This window comes from Vibrio sp. Isolate32, assembly GCF_022397955.1.
GTDB lineage: Bacteria > Pseudomonadota > Gammaproteobacteria > Enterobacterales > Vibrionaceae > Vibrio.
On record NZ_JAKEUQ010000024.1, the window covers coordinates 39,623 to 55,980 of the forward strand.

The 16,358-nt window shown below is 44.5% G+C and carries 14 protein-coding genes and 3 pseudogenes; 12 read left to right on the top strand and 5 right to left on the bottom strand.

The window, feature by feature from the left end; genetic code table 11:
* Window positions 1-244: 244 nt before the first annotated feature.
* Window positions 245-832 (bottom strand): TetR/AcrR family transcriptional regulator, encoded by a 588-nt coding sequence (locus tag L1D11_RS17010; RefSeq protein WP_239832309.1) that lies wholly within the window; start codon window positions 830-832, stop codon window positions 245-247.
* A complete protein-coding gene (locus L1D11_RS17015) occupies window positions 829-2,265 on the bottom strand; it encodes a coniferyl aldehyde dehydrogenase (RefSeq protein WP_239832310.1) in 1,437 nt (478 codons plus the stop codon). Before L1D11_RS17015 ends, L1D11_RS17010 begins: the two co-directional genes overlap by 4 nt.
* 561 nt (window positions 2,266-2,826) lie before the next feature.
* Between L1D11_RS17015 and speA the strand changes: the two genes are divergently transcribed.
* Window positions 2,827-4,734 (top strand): arginine decarboxylase, encoded by a 1,908-nt coding sequence (gene speA, locus L1D11_RS17020; RefSeq protein WP_275665893.1) that lies wholly within the window; start codon window positions 2,827-2,829, stop codon window positions 4,732-4,734.
* Window positions 4,734-5,663: an agmatinase gene (speB, locus tag L1D11_RS17025; RefSeq protein WP_239832311.1), complete on the top strand. Its 930-nt coding sequence runs from the start codon at window positions 4,734-4,736 to the stop codon at window positions 5,661-5,663. The genes speA and speB overlap by 1 nt, the downstream gene beginning before the upstream one ends.
* 20 nt (window positions 5,664-5,683) lie before the next feature.
* On the opposite strand, the pseudogene L1D11_RS17030 reads toward speB, so the two are convergent.
* A pseudogene (locus tag L1D11_RS17030) lies at window positions 5,684-6,633 on the bottom strand (IS630 family transposase).
* A 175-nt stretch (window positions 6,634-6,808) separates the two neighbouring features.
* Between L1D11_RS17030 and L1D11_RS17035 the strand changes: the two are divergent.
* The 10 genes and pseudogenes from L1D11_RS17035 to L1D11_RS17080 all read left to right on the top strand — a co-directional run bounded on the left by L1D11_RS17035 (window position 6,809) and on the right by L1D11_RS17080 (window position 13,640).
* A complete protein-coding gene (locus L1D11_RS17035; protein ID WP_239832321.1) occupies window positions 6,809-7,072 on the top strand; it encodes a LysR family transcriptional regulator in 264 nt (87 codons plus the stop codon).
* 61 nt (window positions 7,073-7,133) lie between these two features.
* Window positions 7,134-7,670 (top strand): LysR substrate-binding domain-containing protein, encoded by a 537-nt coding sequence (locus L1D11_RS17040; RefSeq protein WP_239832312.1) that lies wholly within the window; start codon window positions 7,134-7,136, stop codon window positions 7,668-7,670.
* Between the two features lie 145 nt (window positions 7,671-7,815).
* Window positions 7,816-8,063, top strand: a pseudogene (locus L1D11_RS17045) (hypothetical protein).
* 180 nt (window positions 8,064-8,243) lie between these two features.
* On the top strand, window positions 8,244-8,741 hold the full coding sequence (gene folK, locus L1D11_RS17050; protein ID WP_239832313.1) for a 2-amino-4-hydroxy-6-hydroxymethyldihydropteridine diphosphokinase: 498 nt from the start codon (window positions 8,244-8,246) through the stop codon (window positions 8,739-8,741).
* 109 nt (window positions 8,742-8,850) lie between these two features.
* Window positions 8,851-9,228 carry a dihydroneopterin triphosphate 2'-epimerase gene (folX, locus tag L1D11_RS17055; RefSeq protein ID WP_063522227.1) on the top strand — a complete coding sequence of 126 codons (378 nt, stop codon included), beginning with the start codon at window positions 8,851-8,853 and terminating at the stop codon, window positions 9,226-9,228.
* Window positions 9,229-9,239: 11 nt separating this feature from the next.
* Complete coding sequence (gene folE / locus L1D11_RS17060; protein ID WP_239832314.1) at window positions 9,240-9,878, top strand: GTP cyclohydrolase I FolE; 639 nt, start codon at window positions 9,240-9,242, stop codon at window positions 9,876-9,878.
* A complete protein-coding gene (gene folM, locus L1D11_RS17065) occupies window positions 9,875-10,591 on the top strand; it encodes a dihydromonapterin reductase (RefSeq protein ID WP_239832315.1) in 717 nt (238 codons plus the stop codon). Before folE ends, folM begins: the two co-directional genes overlap by 4 nt.
* Window positions 10,592-11,053: 462 nt before the next feature.
* Entirely contained in the window at window positions 11,054-11,404 is a 351-nt protein-coding gene (locus L1D11_RS17070) for a phasin family protein (protein WP_004738385.1), read from the top strand.
* A gap of 80 nt (window positions 11,405-11,484) precedes the next feature.
* Window positions 11,485-13,242, top strand: a complete 1,758-nt coding sequence (gene phaC, locus L1D11_RS17075; RefSeq protein ID WP_239832316.1) for a class I poly(R)-hydroxyalkanoic acid synthase — start codon at window positions 11,485-11,487, stop codon at window positions 13,240-13,242.
* Window positions 13,242-13,640 (top strand): MaoC family dehydratase, encoded by a 399-nt coding sequence (locus L1D11_RS17080; RefSeq protein ID WP_239832317.1) that lies wholly within the window; start codon window positions 13,242-13,244, stop codon window positions 13,638-13,640. Before phaC ends, L1D11_RS17080 begins: the two co-directional genes overlap by 1 nt.
* Window positions 13,641-13,659: 19 nt before the next feature.
* On the opposite strand, the pseudogene L1D11_RS17085 reads toward L1D11_RS17080, so the two are convergent.
* Window positions 13,660-14,260: pseudogene (locus L1D11_RS17085) on the bottom strand (IS30 family transposase); the annotation flags it as partial.
* Between the two features lie 181 nt (window positions 14,261-14,441).
* Window positions 14,442-16,265: a M4 family metallopeptidase gene (locus L1D11_RS17090; RefSeq protein WP_239832318.1), complete on the bottom strand. Its 1,824-nt coding sequence runs from the start codon at window positions 16,263-16,265 to the stop codon at window positions 14,442-14,444.
* Between the last annotated feature and the right edge of the window lie 93 nt (window positions 16,266-16,358).

Here is a 16,358-nt window from a genome sequence, read left to right on the forward strand (position 1 = left end):
CCGAGTGTCCAAATGATTTTTAAAAAATAAATCGGATGTCAGGATGTTAGTACTTCATTATGGCGTTATTCTCTTTTGAAATGATGGTGGAATGGTACTGAATGCGGGCTTAGAAAGTCAACAGGGTGAAGTGATTAAAAGTTGTCCAAATAATAAAAGCGCCGATGAGACGCTTTTATTGATTTGCTGAAACTTAACGTTGCTTAATGGTAGGATACTTAGCTTGTAGCAAGAGACAATCTAGCTAACAGGACGGCTGCGCTTGACCACCAATGGCACGCCAGCACATATCAAAACTGTCATTGATGTACTTTTCTGACTGCCCTGGTTGCGATTCTGGTTGATCAACGAGCCAGTTCGCACAAATCAAAAAGTGGCTATGGATGAAGTGTCTAACGAGATTAATGTCTAACACCATCAACTCTTCAGCTTGTTGTCCTTTCAAAATGATGTCATCGAGTGACGCAAACATCTGCGAGACAATGACTTCACGAGTTTGAGTTGTTGGGTCAAAGTGCACATTGGTGAAGAACTTCATGGCGACTGGGTTTTCCAATGCCCACTCAATTCCGGTCATCCACATGAATTTAAAGGCTTGATAGCGATTTTGTTCAGCGATTTCTGTGTGTTGATCCAGAGTAGAAAATAGCTCTACTTTCAATTCACGAAACAGTTCATCAATCAGTAGAGATTTGTTCTCAAAGTGATGAAACAGTGTCGCTTTTGCTACACCGGCGGTCTTCGCTATTTGCCCAGTAGATGTGCCCTCTAACCCTTGTTGGGAAAAGAGTAGGAGTGCAGCATCTAGGATTTTTTGCCTTTTTGTAATCATCGATTCAGTACTTTGAACATCATTTTTTTGATTGGGTTGTTGTATGGAGGGTGCATCAACTTAGTGAAGTTGATCTTGCCTCGAGTCAACACGGTTTTTGCATGGCTAAAGGTCTTGAAGCCTTCAATGCCGTGGTAGTGTCCCATGCCTGAAGGGCCAATACCACCAAATGGCGCGTCTTCCGCTGCCACATGTACCAAAGAGTCATTGATACAAACGCCGCCTGAGTGTGTATCCGATAGGAATCGATCATGGGTTTTCTTGTCGTGACTCATTAGGTACAACGCAAGTGGACGCTCTCTGGTGGTGATGTAGCTTATCGCTTCTTCAATTGAATCATAAGGCACGATTGGTAGCACAGGGCCAAACAACTCTTCTTGCATTGCCACCATGTCATCATTCACTTCAGTGAGAAGGTGCGGTGTCATTCTATGGTTCACGTCGTCTTGTGCCTGCTCGGTAACGGTATGTATTACAGCACCTTTTGACTTCGCATCTTCAACCACACCTTTTAATCGATTGTACTGGCGCATGTTAACCACTGAGGTTAAGTATTTGCTCTCAATTCCTGCTTTATAAAGCTTCTTGAAGTAGCGCTTGTAAGCTGTGATAAATGCATCGACTTTCTCTCGTGGCAGCAAGATGTAATCCGGTGCGACACAGATTTGACCTGCGTTTAAGCTCTTGGCAAACAGGATACGTTCAACCGCGTCGGCGACATCGAAATCTGGTGCGATGATGGTTGGAGACTTACCGCCAAGTTCAAGTGTCACTGGCGTTAGGTTCGCGGCTGCGGCTTTCATTACGAGCTTACCAACAGAGGTTGAACCTGTGAATAGGATATGGTTAAACGGCAGCTGGCTAAACTTAGCAGAAACGTCGGCTTCACCTTCGATGATCGCCACTTGTTCTTCACTGAAACCTTCGGCCAACATCGCTTTCAAAACACGGTTGGTTGCAGGAGTAAACTCAGACATTTTGAGCATGGCTGTGTTACCTGCTGCCAATGCTGTGATGAGAGGGCCCAAAGAGAGCATAACTGGGAAGTTCCAAGGCACGATGATGCCAACCACACCTACCGGTTGATAATGCACAGTAATCTTGGCTGGTGTTAGCATTAAGCCGGCTTTACGACGTGAAGGCTTCAACCACTTCTTAAGATTTTTATCGCTGTAATTGATCTGGTGTAGGGAAGGGGTGATGTCAGCAATTAAGCTGTCGTGCTTTGCTCGATGGCCATAATCTTCTGATACCGCTTCAATTAACTGCTCTTGGTAACGCATTAATAGTTTTTTCAAGACTGAGAAATCATTTCGTCTCTGCTCAAGTGTTGGATTAACGTTGTTACGGTAGTGATTTTGTTGTCGGTTGAATATTTGATCCATGTCGTTGGTGCTCGACGTGTTTGGTTCAAGGTCTAGATTATGGCTCATAGTATCCCCTAAATTCGAAGGCTGACCGATTGATTGGTCAGTTAAAGTTACAAGAAGATCGGAGCGAATACAAGATATGGACAAGAAAAGTTCAATAATTGAGCGCCTACAACATTAAACTGGGCGATTTTCAGTAGGAAGAATGAAGTATTAGTAGGCGTCGAATCTAGGGATACAAGCTGTGCTGTTGATAGCAAGGGTTGTGATAGGGAAGTGCCGATATTTGTCACAAGCCTGACCTAATATCACCAAATTAGCTAAGAATTTTAAGCGTCGTTGTTATTTTATTCCCCTAATTTTTTGTTAGAAAGTGCTTTATTTTTAATGCACTGCAGCCTGTTTTTTGCCCTAAAACCTTGTAATTTCTTAGTTGTCACTTTAAGTCGATCTGTCGATAAAAAAACGTAATCGTAACCACAAATATCAATGGTTGGACTCGCTCTTAATAATATCGGTTAATGCAGCCAACAAATCGTATTCGAACGTTTTTTGTTGGGTTATACCTCGCTATTCCAAAGAGGTATCTTCTGTCGATGGCCCTATAGTGTGAGGTCTCTAGAATTGGAAAATTCGGTTAATTTGGAACGCATCCGTGCTGAGTATAACGTAAAGCACTGGAGCCAAGGTTTTTATGGCATTGATGACAACGGTGAAGTGTATGTATCACCGAGCGAAACGGATCATCAAGTCCCACTAAGTAAGATCGTAAAACAGTTAGAGCAAAGAAATATTGGTTTACCTGCTCTTGTGCGTTTTCCTCAAATCGTGCATCAGCGCGTGCACAATATCTGTAACGCATTTAACCAAGCGATCGAAGAATATCAGTACGACAACCGTTACCTACTTGTTTATCCGATTAAAGTTAACCAACAAAAAGAAGTGGTTGATGAGATCTTAGCGAGCCAAGCTCAATTAGAGCAAAAGCAGCTAGGCCTAGAGGCGGGCAGCAAGCCTGAGCTATTAGCGGTGTTGGCTTTGGCTCAAAAAGCGAGTTCTGTGATCGTGTGTAACGGTTACAAAGACAGAGAATATATCCGCCTTGCACTGATTGGCGAGAAGCTAGGGCACAAAGTCTTTATTGTTCTAGAGAAGTTGTCTGAGCTTGATCTTGTTCTTTCTGAAGCGAAAGCTTTGGGCGTGAAACCTCGTTTGGGTTTACGTATCCGTCTTGCTTCTCAAGGTGCGGGTAAATGGCAAGCAAGTGGTGGTGAGAAGTCCAAGTTCGGCCTATCTGCATCACAAGTGCTTACTGTTATCGAACGCTTGAAAGCAGAAGACCAGCTTGATGTTATTGAACTCGTGCACTTCCACCTAGGTTCGCAAATGGCGAACATTCGTGATGTGCGCAATGGTGTAAGTGAAGCGGCTCGTTTCTACTGTGAGCTGCGTGATATTGGTGCTCAACTGAATTTCTTAGATGTTGGTGGCGGCTTGGCGGTCGATTACGACGGCACACGCAGCCAATCTTCGAACTCTATGAACTACTGCTTGCTCGAGTATGCTCGTAACATCGTGATGACAGTAGGGGATATTTGTAAGCTCTACAACCAGCCACAACCTGTGATCATTTCGGAGTCTGGTCGCTCACTGACAGCGCACCATGCTGTGTTGGTCACCAACGTGATTGGTACTGAAAGCTACTCGCCGGAAGACATGGTAGCGCCAGAGGCAGACGCACCATTGTTGCTTAACAACATGTGGAAGAACTTCTTAGAACTCGATGCTGGTAACGATGACCGTGCGTTGATTGAGATCTACAACGATACGCAGAGTGATATTGCAGAAGCGCACAACCAATTTGCGACCGGTATGCTGAACCTCCAGCACCGTGCTTGGGCTGAGCAGATGTCTTTGCGCATCAACTACGAGCTAAGCACTCGTATGAGCACAAAGAACCGTTACCACCGTCCAATTTTGGATGAGTTGAGTGAGCGTTTAGCGGACAAGTTCTTTGTGAACTTCTCACTGTTCCAGTCATTGCCAGACGCATGGGGTATTGATCAGGTATTCCCTGTATTGCCATTGAGCGGTTTAGACAATGCGGATGAGCGTCGTGCTGTTGTATTGGACATTACTTGTGACTCCGACGGTACGATTGACCAGTATGTTGACGGTCAAGGCATTGAAACTACGTTGCCAGTGCCGGCATGGAACCCAGACGAACCATACCTAATGGGCTTCTTCTTAGTAGGGGCGTACCAAGAGATCTTGGGTGATATGCATAACCTATTTGGTGACACGCACAGTGTCGTGGTGAATGTTGATGAGAGCGGCGAAGCAAATATCGATTACATCAACGAAGGCGACACTGTAGAAGATATGATGCGTTACGTTCACATTGATGTGGACCTAATTCGTCAGAACTACAAAGAATTGGTCACGGCGAAAGTACCAGCGCAAGAGCAACAGAGCGTACTTGAAGAGTTAGAGCAAGGCTTGATGGGTTACACCTATCTAGAGGATTTTTAATGAACGATCTATTTACAAAACCAGATTACTCGCTGTACTCCAATGCGATGACGTTTATGCGTCGTCCATTGGTGCAAAACCCAATCGACAACGATGCTGATGTGGTTGTATTAGGTGCGCCACTAGATATGGCGACATCGGGCCGCTCGGGTGCTCGCATGGGACCTGATGCGATTCGTCGTGCATCGGTAAACTTGGCGTGGGAAGGTAAGAAATTCCCGTGGGACTTCAATGTATTTGAGCATACCTCGGTAATTGATGCTGGCGACCTTGTGTTTGATTGTGGTGATGCAGAAGACCTAACTCAGCGTTTGGAAGCAGCAGCTGATGCGATTCTAAATAGTGGTAAAACTCTGTTAGGTTTAGGTGGTGATCACTTCATTACACTGCCTCTACTACGAGCGTATGGTAAGAAGTATGGGGAGATGGCGTTGATTCACTTCGACGCGCACACCGACACCTACAACCAAGGCAGCCGTTACGACCACGGCACCATGTTCTATCATGCCCCAAAGGAAGGCCTTATCTCGCCAGAACATTCGGTGCAGATCGGCATTCGTACTGAGTACAAACAAGAAGGTCATGGCTTCAACGTTATTAATGCGATGCAAGCCAATGACATGGGCGTGGATGAGATCATTGCTCAAGTGAAAGGTATTGTTGGTGATAAGCCAGTGTATCTGACGTTTGATATCGACTGTCTCGATCCTGCTTTTGCACCGGGTACTGGCACGCCAGTGTGTGGTGGTTTGAATTCAGACAAAGTTTTGAAAATCATCCGTGGTTTGCAGGGTATCAATATGGTTGGTATGGACGTTGTAGAAGTGTCTCCAGCGTATGACCAAAGTGACATCACAGCATTAGCTGGTGCTACGATTGCGCTTGAGTTGCTTTATGTTTGGACGGCGAATCGCCTAGCTAAATCATAAAATGTCGTTGTTATACCCGTTCAACTTGAAGGTGCAGGTTTTAGTAACTGAAAATTATCAGTAATTCTGGATACCAGCGAACCTGCAACTTCTGGTAATGTCAAATCGAAAAATTGTTTTATAGCGGAGATAAACTCTCTCTTGGATGAAAAGTAAACATTGTTCCGAACATGGTCATTCATCACTTTCCAGAGCTGCTCTATCGGATTTAAGTTCGGACTGTAGGGCGGTAAGTAATGAAGCTCAATATTGAGCACTTTCGCTGCATCTTTCACCAATTCAGTTCGATGATAGGCTGCGCCATCTAAGATAAGGTGTACTTTCTGCTCTAGTGGATAGTGCTCTTTCTTCAGTTTCCAAAGAAAGCGAACAATGCTCTCACTGTTGATGGTTTCATACGTCTCAGTGACCGTTGCACCAATGTTTTCCAGCCATAGCTCAGTTTTGTCGATTGAGTTGGGTGGACAGCATCCATAAACAATACAGGGGCTTTGCTCAGCTTGAGGACGTTATTGTAATACTCAACAAAGGCTTGCTGCATCTCTGGGCTGAACTTATGAGGCACACCTTTGGGCTTCTTGTATGAGAAACCAATGTGATGTAACCGCTTATTCATACCCGCTACGCTGTAGCGAATACCAAACTCTGCTTCTACATAGGCAACAATTTGGTGAGTGTGAAAGTAAGTGTTTTCAGCCAAATGCTCAATGAGTTGCATGATTTGAATAGCTGACATTCTGCTCTGGCTGCCACCGTTATCAGGCTTTAGCTTTTCAGACTGGAGGTAATCATTGATATGACGTGCAACTGTAGTTTCATGAATACGAAGCGCCTGAGAAATGATTGCATTGCTCCAACCTTCGGAAGCAAGCAAAACCGCTTTGATACGGTCGCACACTCGACTGTCACGAGCGGAATCGTGCATCTGTTCGAGTTCTTGTTTCTTCTGTGGAAATAGCGTTACTTTCATGGTTGCGTAGCATGATCCTGTTTTTATGGAAAATCAAGCACCTTCAATGATCACGGGTATAGCGCCGTTATTTGTGTAATTTACCGTTCATATTGGTGATGGGCTAAGTCATATTCGTTAGAACGTTTTAACAAAGCTCTGTTATAACCTAAACCTCATCTATTACTTTATAGCGATATATGAAGAGGGAAATTTAACGTACGCAGCAGAAAGGCTCAATATATCTCAGCCTAGTCTCAGCGCTCATTTAAAGCAGCTTCGAGATGAATATCGTGATCTGTTGTTCGTAAGAAAGTCGTATACACTTGAGCCGACGCTAGTCGCTAATGACTTGTATCCTATCTTTAAGCAAGCGCAAAGCTTGTCTCTCACTCATTACCTGAAACGCATGATTTTGAACCTAAAAAGTGCAGTTACACGTTTAGAATTGCGGCGATGAGCATCTCAAGTAGTGTGATCTTTCCTGAAATACTAGACAGGATTCAGGAAGAAGCTCTGGAGTGCGTTATCGAAGTCGCGAATATCAAAGAAGATATGGCACCGACATTCAAGAAAAGAAGATCGATCTTGTGGTCGATTTAACCAACGCGCATCCAACCTTGTTGAGCCAGGAAATTTGGGGCGACGAGCTGTGTATGGTCTGCAGCCAAAACCATTCTCAGATCAGCGAGCAAGTGACTCTTGAACAGTACCTTTCAGCAAAGCATGTCATGCTCACACACGATAACTATCGAGTGAATCAGTTAACTGAATTTCACAGTCCGATCTTTGCGGATCGTAAAGTGGCAAGAAAGCTTAATTCAATCGCAGACTTCTCAGACACCATCTACAACAGTGATTGGGTAGCCACTTTCCCCAAAGGTGTCGCGAAAGCCTATTTTGATAAAGATAAAATTAAACTTCTAAAGCTTCCTTTCAAGTACATCAAGCCTTTACTCAGTATTTATTGGCACAGCAATCGGAATGATGACATCGTCAATCAACGGTTAAGAGAGTTGTTTACCAGCGAAGTTTTAACCTTGAGTTCCGAAATATAAGATAAACGCTTAGTTGTGTGAGTAGGCGTCTTGGTCATTCGACTCGATCTTCATGTACAAAGTACCTTATGGTATAAAAGACAGCATGAAAAATGCTGGTGGCTTTTGCTACATAGACTTCGAATTTAAATGAAAAGACTGACTTATGAATTTTGATATCCAAGCACTGAAACACCACCAATTGGTCGAAGATGGTCAACTAGAAGGGTGTTACATTCATCAGCCAGCTCAAGGTAGCCAATAAGACAACCAAGCAGCATTGGCAGAGCCCCAAGCGCTAAAAAAAACATGGGTTACAAGGTTGTGCAAGTTAAGGCTAAAGGTGGGACAACAACGTTCGCAGAGGCGATGAAAAAGCTAGCCAAGAAGACTGGGCATCAGTCGAGCAATTAAGTGGGTAATACTTGTCGTTTAGCGTGCCGTCGCTTTAAACGGGCGACGATGCACTGCAGTTAAGGATGTAGGCCAACTTTCGATAAAACCTTTTTAAGTATCGAGCTGACATTAAAAGGACATATAGCTGATCTTCATAGCGAATAGGACGTATAGGCTGCTTAAAAAGGAAGAAATACTATGGCTATCGTCTACGTCAGCATCGGAAGCAACATTAATCGCGAACATCACATCACAGAATCTCTCAAAGCGTTGGACCATCGCTTCGCTCCACTGCAAATCTCTCAGTTTTACGATTGCGAGCCAGTCGGTTTTGAAGGAGACAACTTCCTCAATCTCGTTGTGGGGTTTGAATGCGAGCTTCCTATCGCAGAGTTATCTAAAACTCTCCATCAAATTGAATTCGATAACGGTCGCCAACGTGAGACTAAAGAGTGTGCTGCAAGAACCATGGATATCGATATCCTTCTTTACGGAGATCAAGTGGGCATTATCGACGGGGTAGAGTTACCCAGAGGTGAAATCACCGAGTACGCTTTTGTGCTTCGTCCGTTAGTCGACCTTGCCGCGACTGCTCATCACCCCATTCTAAATACCTCGTTCCAACAGCTTTGGAATAACTTTGACCAGTCGAGTCAGAAAACCGATCCAATCCCTTTTGAGTTTAGTTTCACCTAATGCCGTTAAAGCTGCCAAAAACCACAGACTCTTATTATCAGATCTTTATTTGATCTTTTATTAAAACAAGCACGTACCTGATATTACTTTGTACAGAATGGAAACTGTTATGAACCACAACGCCATTATTACTATCACAAATCTCAGACTACGAACCTTCATAGGATTCAACGAAGAAGAGAAAACCAAGCAGCAAGACATTGTTATAAACGCAGAGATTCACTATCCAGCTAACAACCTTTGCCTCTCTGATGACGTTGACAATGCCCTTAATTATAAAAATATCTGCAAGAAGATTATCCATCATGTCGAATCTGGAAGATTTCTGCTTCTAGAAAAGCTAACCAGCGACGTACTCGGCATTTGCATTGATCATTCATGGGTTCGGTACGCTCAAGTAAGAATTGATAAACCACATGCGTTGCGTTTTGCCGACTCCGTTTCACTCACGCTGAGCTATGAAGCGGATCAAGATAATAACTTCTAAGGAGCGAGCCAATGTTGAGTACAGAAGCAGAACAAGTAAGAGCGGTTCTACTGGCGAGAGGGCTTGAAACCCCGATGAACGCGAGTGAAATGAACAGCGACCAGAAATACAATCGTATTAAGGGACTGCTAACGGAAGTGGTCAGTACGCTGGGGTTGGACCTGACGGATGACAGTCTTGCAGAAACGCCGCACCGCATCGCAAAGATGTATGTACATGAGATATTTTCGGGGCTTGATTACAACAATTTTCCAAAAATCAGCGTAATAGAGAATAAAATGGCGGTCGATGAAATGGTAAAGGTGTCGGACATTGACTTGACGTCCACGTGTGAGCATCACTTCATCACTATCGACGGTTTAGCGCAAGTGGCATACATTCCAGAGGCGAAAATACTTGGCCTGTCGAAAATAAACAGAATCGTCCGATTCTTCGCGCAACGCCCTCAAGTTCAAGAGCGCTTAACCCAACAGATCCTGATTGCCATACAGACTCTCGTTGAAACAGAAAATGTAGCAGTGACCATTAAAGCAACGCATTACTGCGTGAAGTCTCGAGGCGTTATGGATGCCAACTCGGAAACGACAACAACTGCACTCGGTGGCATTTTCAAAACCAACCCTCAAACTAGAGCTGAGTTTTTACGATGAGTGAGACGATTCTGATAACGGGAGTAGGGAAGCGATTAGGGTTCGCACTGGCTAAGCAACTTCTGGCTGATGGGTACCAAATGATTGGTACCTTTCGCAGCGAATACCCTCAGTTGCAACAGTTACGTGATAAGGGAGCGGATTTACAGCAAGTCGACTTTTATCAGCAAAGTAGCGTAGAGGGCTTTCTGCATTATGTTGGTAAAGAATACAGAGCACTTAGAGCCATCGTGCATAATGCCTCTGACTGGAAACCGGAAAATAAGAAAGACCCAAGTGAGAACGCTTCAGAAATTATGAACCAGATGATGGCAGTCCACGTCGGTGTACCATACCTCATCAACTTGTCGCTCAAAGACCTGCTGATGTCTGGCGATCAAACGTCCGATATCATTCACATCAGTGACTATGTTGCGGAGAAAGGCAGCAAAAAACACATCGCTTACGCGGCCAGCAAAGCTGCACTTAACAACCTAACGCTTTCGTTTTCGGCGATGTTGGCTCCTAAAGTGAAAGTAAATACTTTATCTCCAGCTATGATCAAGTTTAATGATCGTGACGACGAGGCTTACAAAGCTAAAGCTCTGCAAAAAGCTTTAATTCCCGCAGAGGCTGGTTATGAAGAAGTAATCGACGGTATCAAGTATGTGTTGGCCAGTCATTACATGACGGGAAGAACACTGCACCTTGATGGCGGCAGACATCTAAAGTGAATTCGTGTGCTGATAACAGTGAGCCCCTTCTCAAATGCCCCCATTTTATCTGAATATGAACTCTCTCGCTCTAGTTACAAAGGTCCAGCTTGAGTGTTCATGTTTAGCAGCCTATTTGGTTTGTTTTGTCCTAAACAACCGTAAGTATCCTTACATACTAAAGTGACCAAGTTCACATTTCTGTTAATTCATCTCCTGAATCGAGTTAGCTGTATTAAACGCAGCTCATATTGATACCGCTTTGAAACCACTTACCTATTTAGGGGGATGGTCATCCGAGCTGAAAATTCAAACAAATGTTTAAATTAGTCGGTTTTTGGAACGACTTTTCGGGCATTTTACGGGATGACTTTCACTTTGAACTTGATCAATATGTTAACTGTTGCGCAACAATACTAAACCAAATTCGTATTGGAAGCGCACATTTACTTCTTCGATCTGCTCAGTACAAGGAATGAAATTATGTCTACTCAGGAAACATTTAAGGCTTTCACATCTCAGCTAGAGTCTGTAACTAACCCGTTCTACAACTTCAATCAGCTAGTGACTAAGAATATAGAGACACTGACCAAGATACAGCTTGATAGCTTACAGGCTTACAGCGCGCTAGGTAATGAGTCTTTGCAGAGCTTAGCTTCGTTAAAGCAGCCACAAGATATTCCGGCTTATGGTTCAAAACAGATGGAAGTGGCGAGTAAGATCTCACAACAACTCATGGAAGATAGCCAAAAGCTGACTCAACTTGGCCAAGATTTTAAATCTGCCGCTGACGAGCTTACAGCTTCTGCGGTAAAGACTGCGAAAAGTGCTTAGTTTATTGCTTGTCGGTTGATGGCGGAGCGTAACGTCTAGCATCGCCATCTCTCAGAATCACTTCTAACAAGGATGTCAGAATGGAAAATAAATCGCCCTTTGAAGGCATGATGAACCTCATGTCCCAATACGGACAAGCCTGGATGGACAATCTAGGGCAGCCAACACAATCGACATTGATGAAAACCCAATCGGAAGATTTTACGAAGTGGGTGGGCTCAATGACTCAGAACCCAACCAATATGGTTGAGCAACAGATGAATTGGTGGGCGCAGCAAGTTAACCTACTTAACGGTTGTATCCTTGGCACTCAAGAGCAAACCAAAGAGACGGATCGCCGCTTCCGTGACCCCTCGTGGAATGACACACCACTGTATCGTTACATCAAAGAGAGCTACAAACTTGCTTGTGACAATATTCAACAATCAGTTGAGAACGCAGATGGACTGGATGACGAGACCAAAGCTCGCCTTTCATTTTTCACTCGACAGTACCTGAATGCGATGTCGCCAAGCAACTTCGTGTCGACCAACCCAGAGATACTCAAGCTGACCATGGAGAGCAAGGGTGAAAACCTGATCCAAGGGATGAAGCAATTCCGTCAGGACTTAGAGCAAAGTGCTGACATACTCAATATTCGAATGACGGACAAAAACCAGTTCACCTTGGGTGAGAATATTGCTTCAACGCCCGGAAAAATTGTCTTTCAAAACGAGATGTTCGAGCTGATTCAATACAAGCCGACCACAGAGCAAGTCTATAAACGTCCGACGCTGATCGTACCGCCATTCGTGAACAAATATTACATTATGGACGTCAATCCAGAGACCTCCTATGTGAAGTGGTTGGTCAGCCAAGGTCACACTGTGTTTATGATCTCTTGGGTGAACCCTAACGCTCAAATGCGAGACGTCGACTTTGGCAACTACGTGACTCAAGGCGTTCTACCTGCACTTGATGCCATTGAAAGTGTCACAGGCGAGCGAGAAGTTAACGGTATTGGTTACTGCATCGGTGGCACCACCTTAGTCGTAGCCATGGCTTACCTTTCTGGCAAACGTCGTAAACAGAGAATTAAATCGGTCACTCTGCTGACCACAATCCTCGACTTCCAAAAGCCAGGGGAGTTAGGTGTATTCATCAATGATCCGATCATTAGCAGCATTGAAGCGCAAAACAACCAACGTGGTTATATGGATGGCCGCCAAATGGCCGTGTCATTCAGCTTACTTCGTGAAAACAGCCTGTATTGGAATTATTACATTTCCAATTATTTGAAAGGGGAGAGCCCAATGGCATTCGACCTCCTTTATTGGAACTGTGACAACACCAACGTGACTGCTGCGACCCATAACCAGTTACTACGTCAGTGCTATCTTGAGAATCGACTAGCCAAAGGTGAATTGGTGATCGATGGTGTGGTGATTGATTTGGGTAAAGTAAAATCGCCGGCTTATTTCCTCTCTGCTATTGATGACCATATCGCGCTATGGGACGGCAACTTTGAAGGCACAAAACTGCTAGGTGGAGACAACAAATTTGTACTTACCGAGAGCGGTCATATTGCAGGGCCGATGAACCACGCCGATTCCAATAAATATGGTTTTTGGACCAATGATAATAACGACCAAGCATCATCTCAGTGGCTTGCCAGTGCCGACAAGCACCATGGTTCGTGGTGGTCGCATTGGCAAAATTGGGTTGATGAGCGCAATTTCTCCGAAATGATTGAAGCTCGTGAGCTAGAAGGGGAACTGGATGCACCAGGTGAATACGTGAAGCAGCGTATTCAAGATGTAATTGTGCAAGACAACGAAATGGAAAAGGAGTACGTATAATGAAGCCAGAAATCGGCCAGACTGCCACCATAGAAAAGACGTTAGATAAGCAAACCGTAGAAGCGTTTGCTAGCGTCTCGGAAGACTACAACCCAATCCATTTAGATGAGGATTTCGCTAAAACCACGAAATTTGAGCGCCCAATTGTACATGGCATGTTGGCATCGAGCCTTATCTCTGGCCTGCTGGCTTCTAAAGTGCCGGGCTCAGGCAGCATTTACTTGGGGCAATCCTTGAAGTTTGTTCGCCCTATTTTTGTTGGCGAAACTGTCACAGGCAAAGTGGAAGTGACCAGTGTGCGTGAAGACAAACCTATCGCTGTGATATCTACTCAAGTATTGAACGCGAACGGTGAAGTCGCCGTCGATGGTGAAGCGACAGTGATGTACTCCGTTTAGCCACAAAGCTATAAAATTACAGCCAACATTAGTCGTTTATGGGCACGATGCAGTGCTTGATTCCGTTGCCAAAGACGGTATCACTTTCCCAGTGGCCAGGCTCGTTTCTATGCTCGGCATTTGCTCATCTTTCGGTAATATGGCGCTTTGCTGCCAGCCGTCCTCGCGTGCCTTTTGAGTTATAATTGTTACGTATTTTTTTATTGGATTGGCGTAGGTGTTTCTATAGTGTTTCACCAAGAACTTTGTCGTTCCAAATATGGTGATAAATGAGTTTGTGGCTCAATGTTGAGTAACCTCTGATATCATAGATATCCGACGATTTGGTCAGGACTCCAATCCAGTTGTAGCAAGTTTTCAGGTAGGCTAAAGTCGATTTAGTTGTAGCTCTTATTTCTAATCGGCCGGCTCAGCTGGTTGCGAGCCATTTGTTGGGATCTCCATAACTGATAGGAGTATCTTTTAAAGTGTCTGTTGTATCGGTAATTGCGTTCAATTTCTCGATAGAGAGTGGCTTTGTGGCGTCCCAGTTGTTTAGATACTTTAACGATATTAATTCCTTGCTTTCTGAGTGCAGAGATTCTGTACTTTTCATTCTTATTGAGGTGCGTGTAGTTCATGTTTTTTTACTTCTTGGCGGGAGCAAACTTCATGATTATCGCATCCCACTGTTTTTATGTTCAGAGGTGTCGCAGTTGAATCCAAGACCCTAAATAAAAACCTCCGTTCACGTTAAGCGTAATCGGAGGTTCTTGTATTAGCCTATAAGCAACCGAGATGTGCTCGCAGCGATATCTAGGTTTAATCTAAGTGCAGAGTCACTCCGGAGTAATTTGTGTACCCACGAAGCAATACGTGATAGGTGACGCCCGGCTGAGCGCTCACACTGCATTGCTCGCTATTACCTGTACGATAAGGGCGGCAATCATAACTTGAAGTGCTTGGTTTACTGCCTGCTTTGACATACAGATCTGCATCGCCAGTTCCGCCAGATATTGCCACCGTTACGCTTGATGCAGAATCTACGGAGAATGTGTAGAAGCTTTCAGAATATTTGTTGCCACTTAGGTTCGCAATAGGCGTCCCTTTAGTGAGTACATTGTCACCCGGAATGGTAGTGCCGCAGCTTGCGTTGACGCCAACACTATTAAACGCATCTTCTACGTCGGCAACGGTATAACCCATATCTGCAGCCGCTTTAGCTACGCCACATGCACCGGCATCAAAGGTACTGTTGGCTGTCCAATACAGTTGGTTGGCTACGGTAAATATTTCAAAACCTTTGCGTACATCCCATCCTGATTTGTTGGCTAAAAGGTAAAATGCTCGGTTATAAACACCGCTCGACAAGTGAACATTTAAACCATCGTAGTAATCAGAGGCGTGATCGATTGAACGGCCATCTTTTGAAGGTTGGTCAAAGTAGCGCAATCCACCTTCTGATTTGAAGATATCACTACCTACAATCCAATCCACATTTCCGCGCAGATAGTATTCAGCCGCTTCGCCTGCAATGTCAGAGAAGGCCTCATTTATGCCGCCCGACATGTTTCTGTAAACAAGTCCCGAGTTCTGCTCTGTGAATCCATGGCTGACTTCGTGAGCACTCACGTTGATATCAACCAATGGGTAAAAGGTATTTTTGCCATCACCAAAAGTCATTGATGTACCATTCCAGAAAGCATTTTCATAATCGGTGCTGTAATGAACTCGCATCGTCAGCTGGAAAGTTAAAGGCGATGTGTTCATCCACTCTTTGTACATATCGAATACGACATTACCAAAGTAGTGTGCATCGTTAAGAGGCGAGTAAGCCCCGTTAATGTATTTATGATCGGTGTAGTTAGTTCCGTCGGCACAGTTGTAGCTGTAGGGCGCGCTGCCAGACGTTCCGTTCCGCAAATCGACTGTCTTAACAGATTCATTTTCTAACGTACAAGTCGTCCCTGTTTTGTCGATGGGAAAGCTAGGGAAGTCACTGCCATATTCATATCGAGTGGTTTTGAGGTTGCCACCTGGGCCAGTACCTAATGCTTTAGCGTGGTTTAGCCCATTCCATTTTTGGAGCACATCGCCAGTCGTGGCATCAATAAAGTAGAAAGGGCGCTCTGGCATTGAGGACGCGATAAAGAAATCAACCAGATACACCACTTGGGCGACTTGATTCTCATCCAATCTCACCATCAGTTTCGCGTTTTTATTTTCAATCGACTTTTTGCCGACGGTAAACGTGCGATGAGCGGACAGTGCGGCTTCTATCGCTTGTTGCTGATTTAGTTTTGGCGCGATGCTAGATAGGTCACCACTGATCCCTTGTGCCATTGAGCCGAACACCTGAGTGGGTTGGTTCTTGGAAAGGGTGGCCACAACCGAAGTATCAAAGACGGGTAAACCTCGGTGAGTTTGTTGGTAGCGGACTTTTGTTTTTCCATTAGGAAGTACTACCCGTTTAATTTCAGAAAAACCTAATTCTAGTGGTGCAACACTCTTCGACTGAGCGACGAGGCTTTGTTGTAGCAGTGTATCATTATCGACTCTGACCATTTCTGCAGCGTGTGCAGTAAAGCCGAAAGATGTACCTAGAATGGCTGCTATTTTCCAGCTTAATTGACGTTGTTGGTTCATTTTTCGTTCCTGATTTTAATATAAACTCCTGCTTCCCAACTACTTTATAGGAAGTCTATATGTAACACACTAATGCCATGTGTTGTGAATCAA

Excerpts from the sequence above, each read along its gene's own strand:
- L1D11_RS17080 (WP_239832317.1), top strand. The coding sequence starts at position 13,242 with ATGAAGCCAGAAATCGGCCAGACTGCCACCATAGAAAAGACGTTAGAT.
- folK (WP_239832313.1), top strand. The coding sequence starts at position 8,244 with ATGGCTATCGTCTACGTCAGCATCGGAAGCAACATTAATCGCGAACAT.
- folE (WP_239832314.1), top strand. The coding sequence starts at position 9,240 with ATGTTGAGTACAGAAGCAGAACAAGTAAGAGCGGTTCTACTGGCGAGA.
- speB (WP_239832311.1), top strand. The coding sequence starts at position 4,734 with ATGAACGATCTATTTACAAAACCAGATTACTCGCTGTACTCCAATGCG.
- L1D11_RS17090 (WP_239832318.1), bottom strand. The coding sequence starts at position 16,265 with ATGAACCAACAACGTCAATTAAGCTGGAAAATAGCAGCCATTCTAGGT.
- L1D11_RS17010 (WP_239832309.1), bottom strand. The coding sequence starts at position 832 with ATGATTACAAAAAGGCAAAAAATCCTAGATGCTGCACTCCTACTCTTT.
- L1D11_RS17015 (WP_239832310.1), bottom strand. The coding sequence starts at position 2,265 with ATGAGCCATAATCTAGACCTTGAACCAAACACGTCGAGCACCAACGAC.
- folX (WP_063522227.1), top strand. The coding sequence starts at position 8,851 with ATGAACCACAACGCCATTATTACTATCACAAATCTCAGACTACGAACC.
- phaC (WP_239832316.1), top strand. The coding sequence starts at position 11,485 with ATGGAAAATAAATCGCCCTTTGAAGGCATGATGAACCTCATGTCCCAA.
- folM (WP_239832315.1), top strand. The coding sequence starts at position 9,875 with ATGAGTGAGACGATTCTGATAACGGGAGTAGGGAAGCGATTAGGGTTC.
- L1D11_RS17070 (WP_004738385.1), top strand. The coding sequence starts at position 11,054 with ATGTCTACTCAGGAAACATTTAAGGCTTTCACATCTCAGCTAGAGTCT.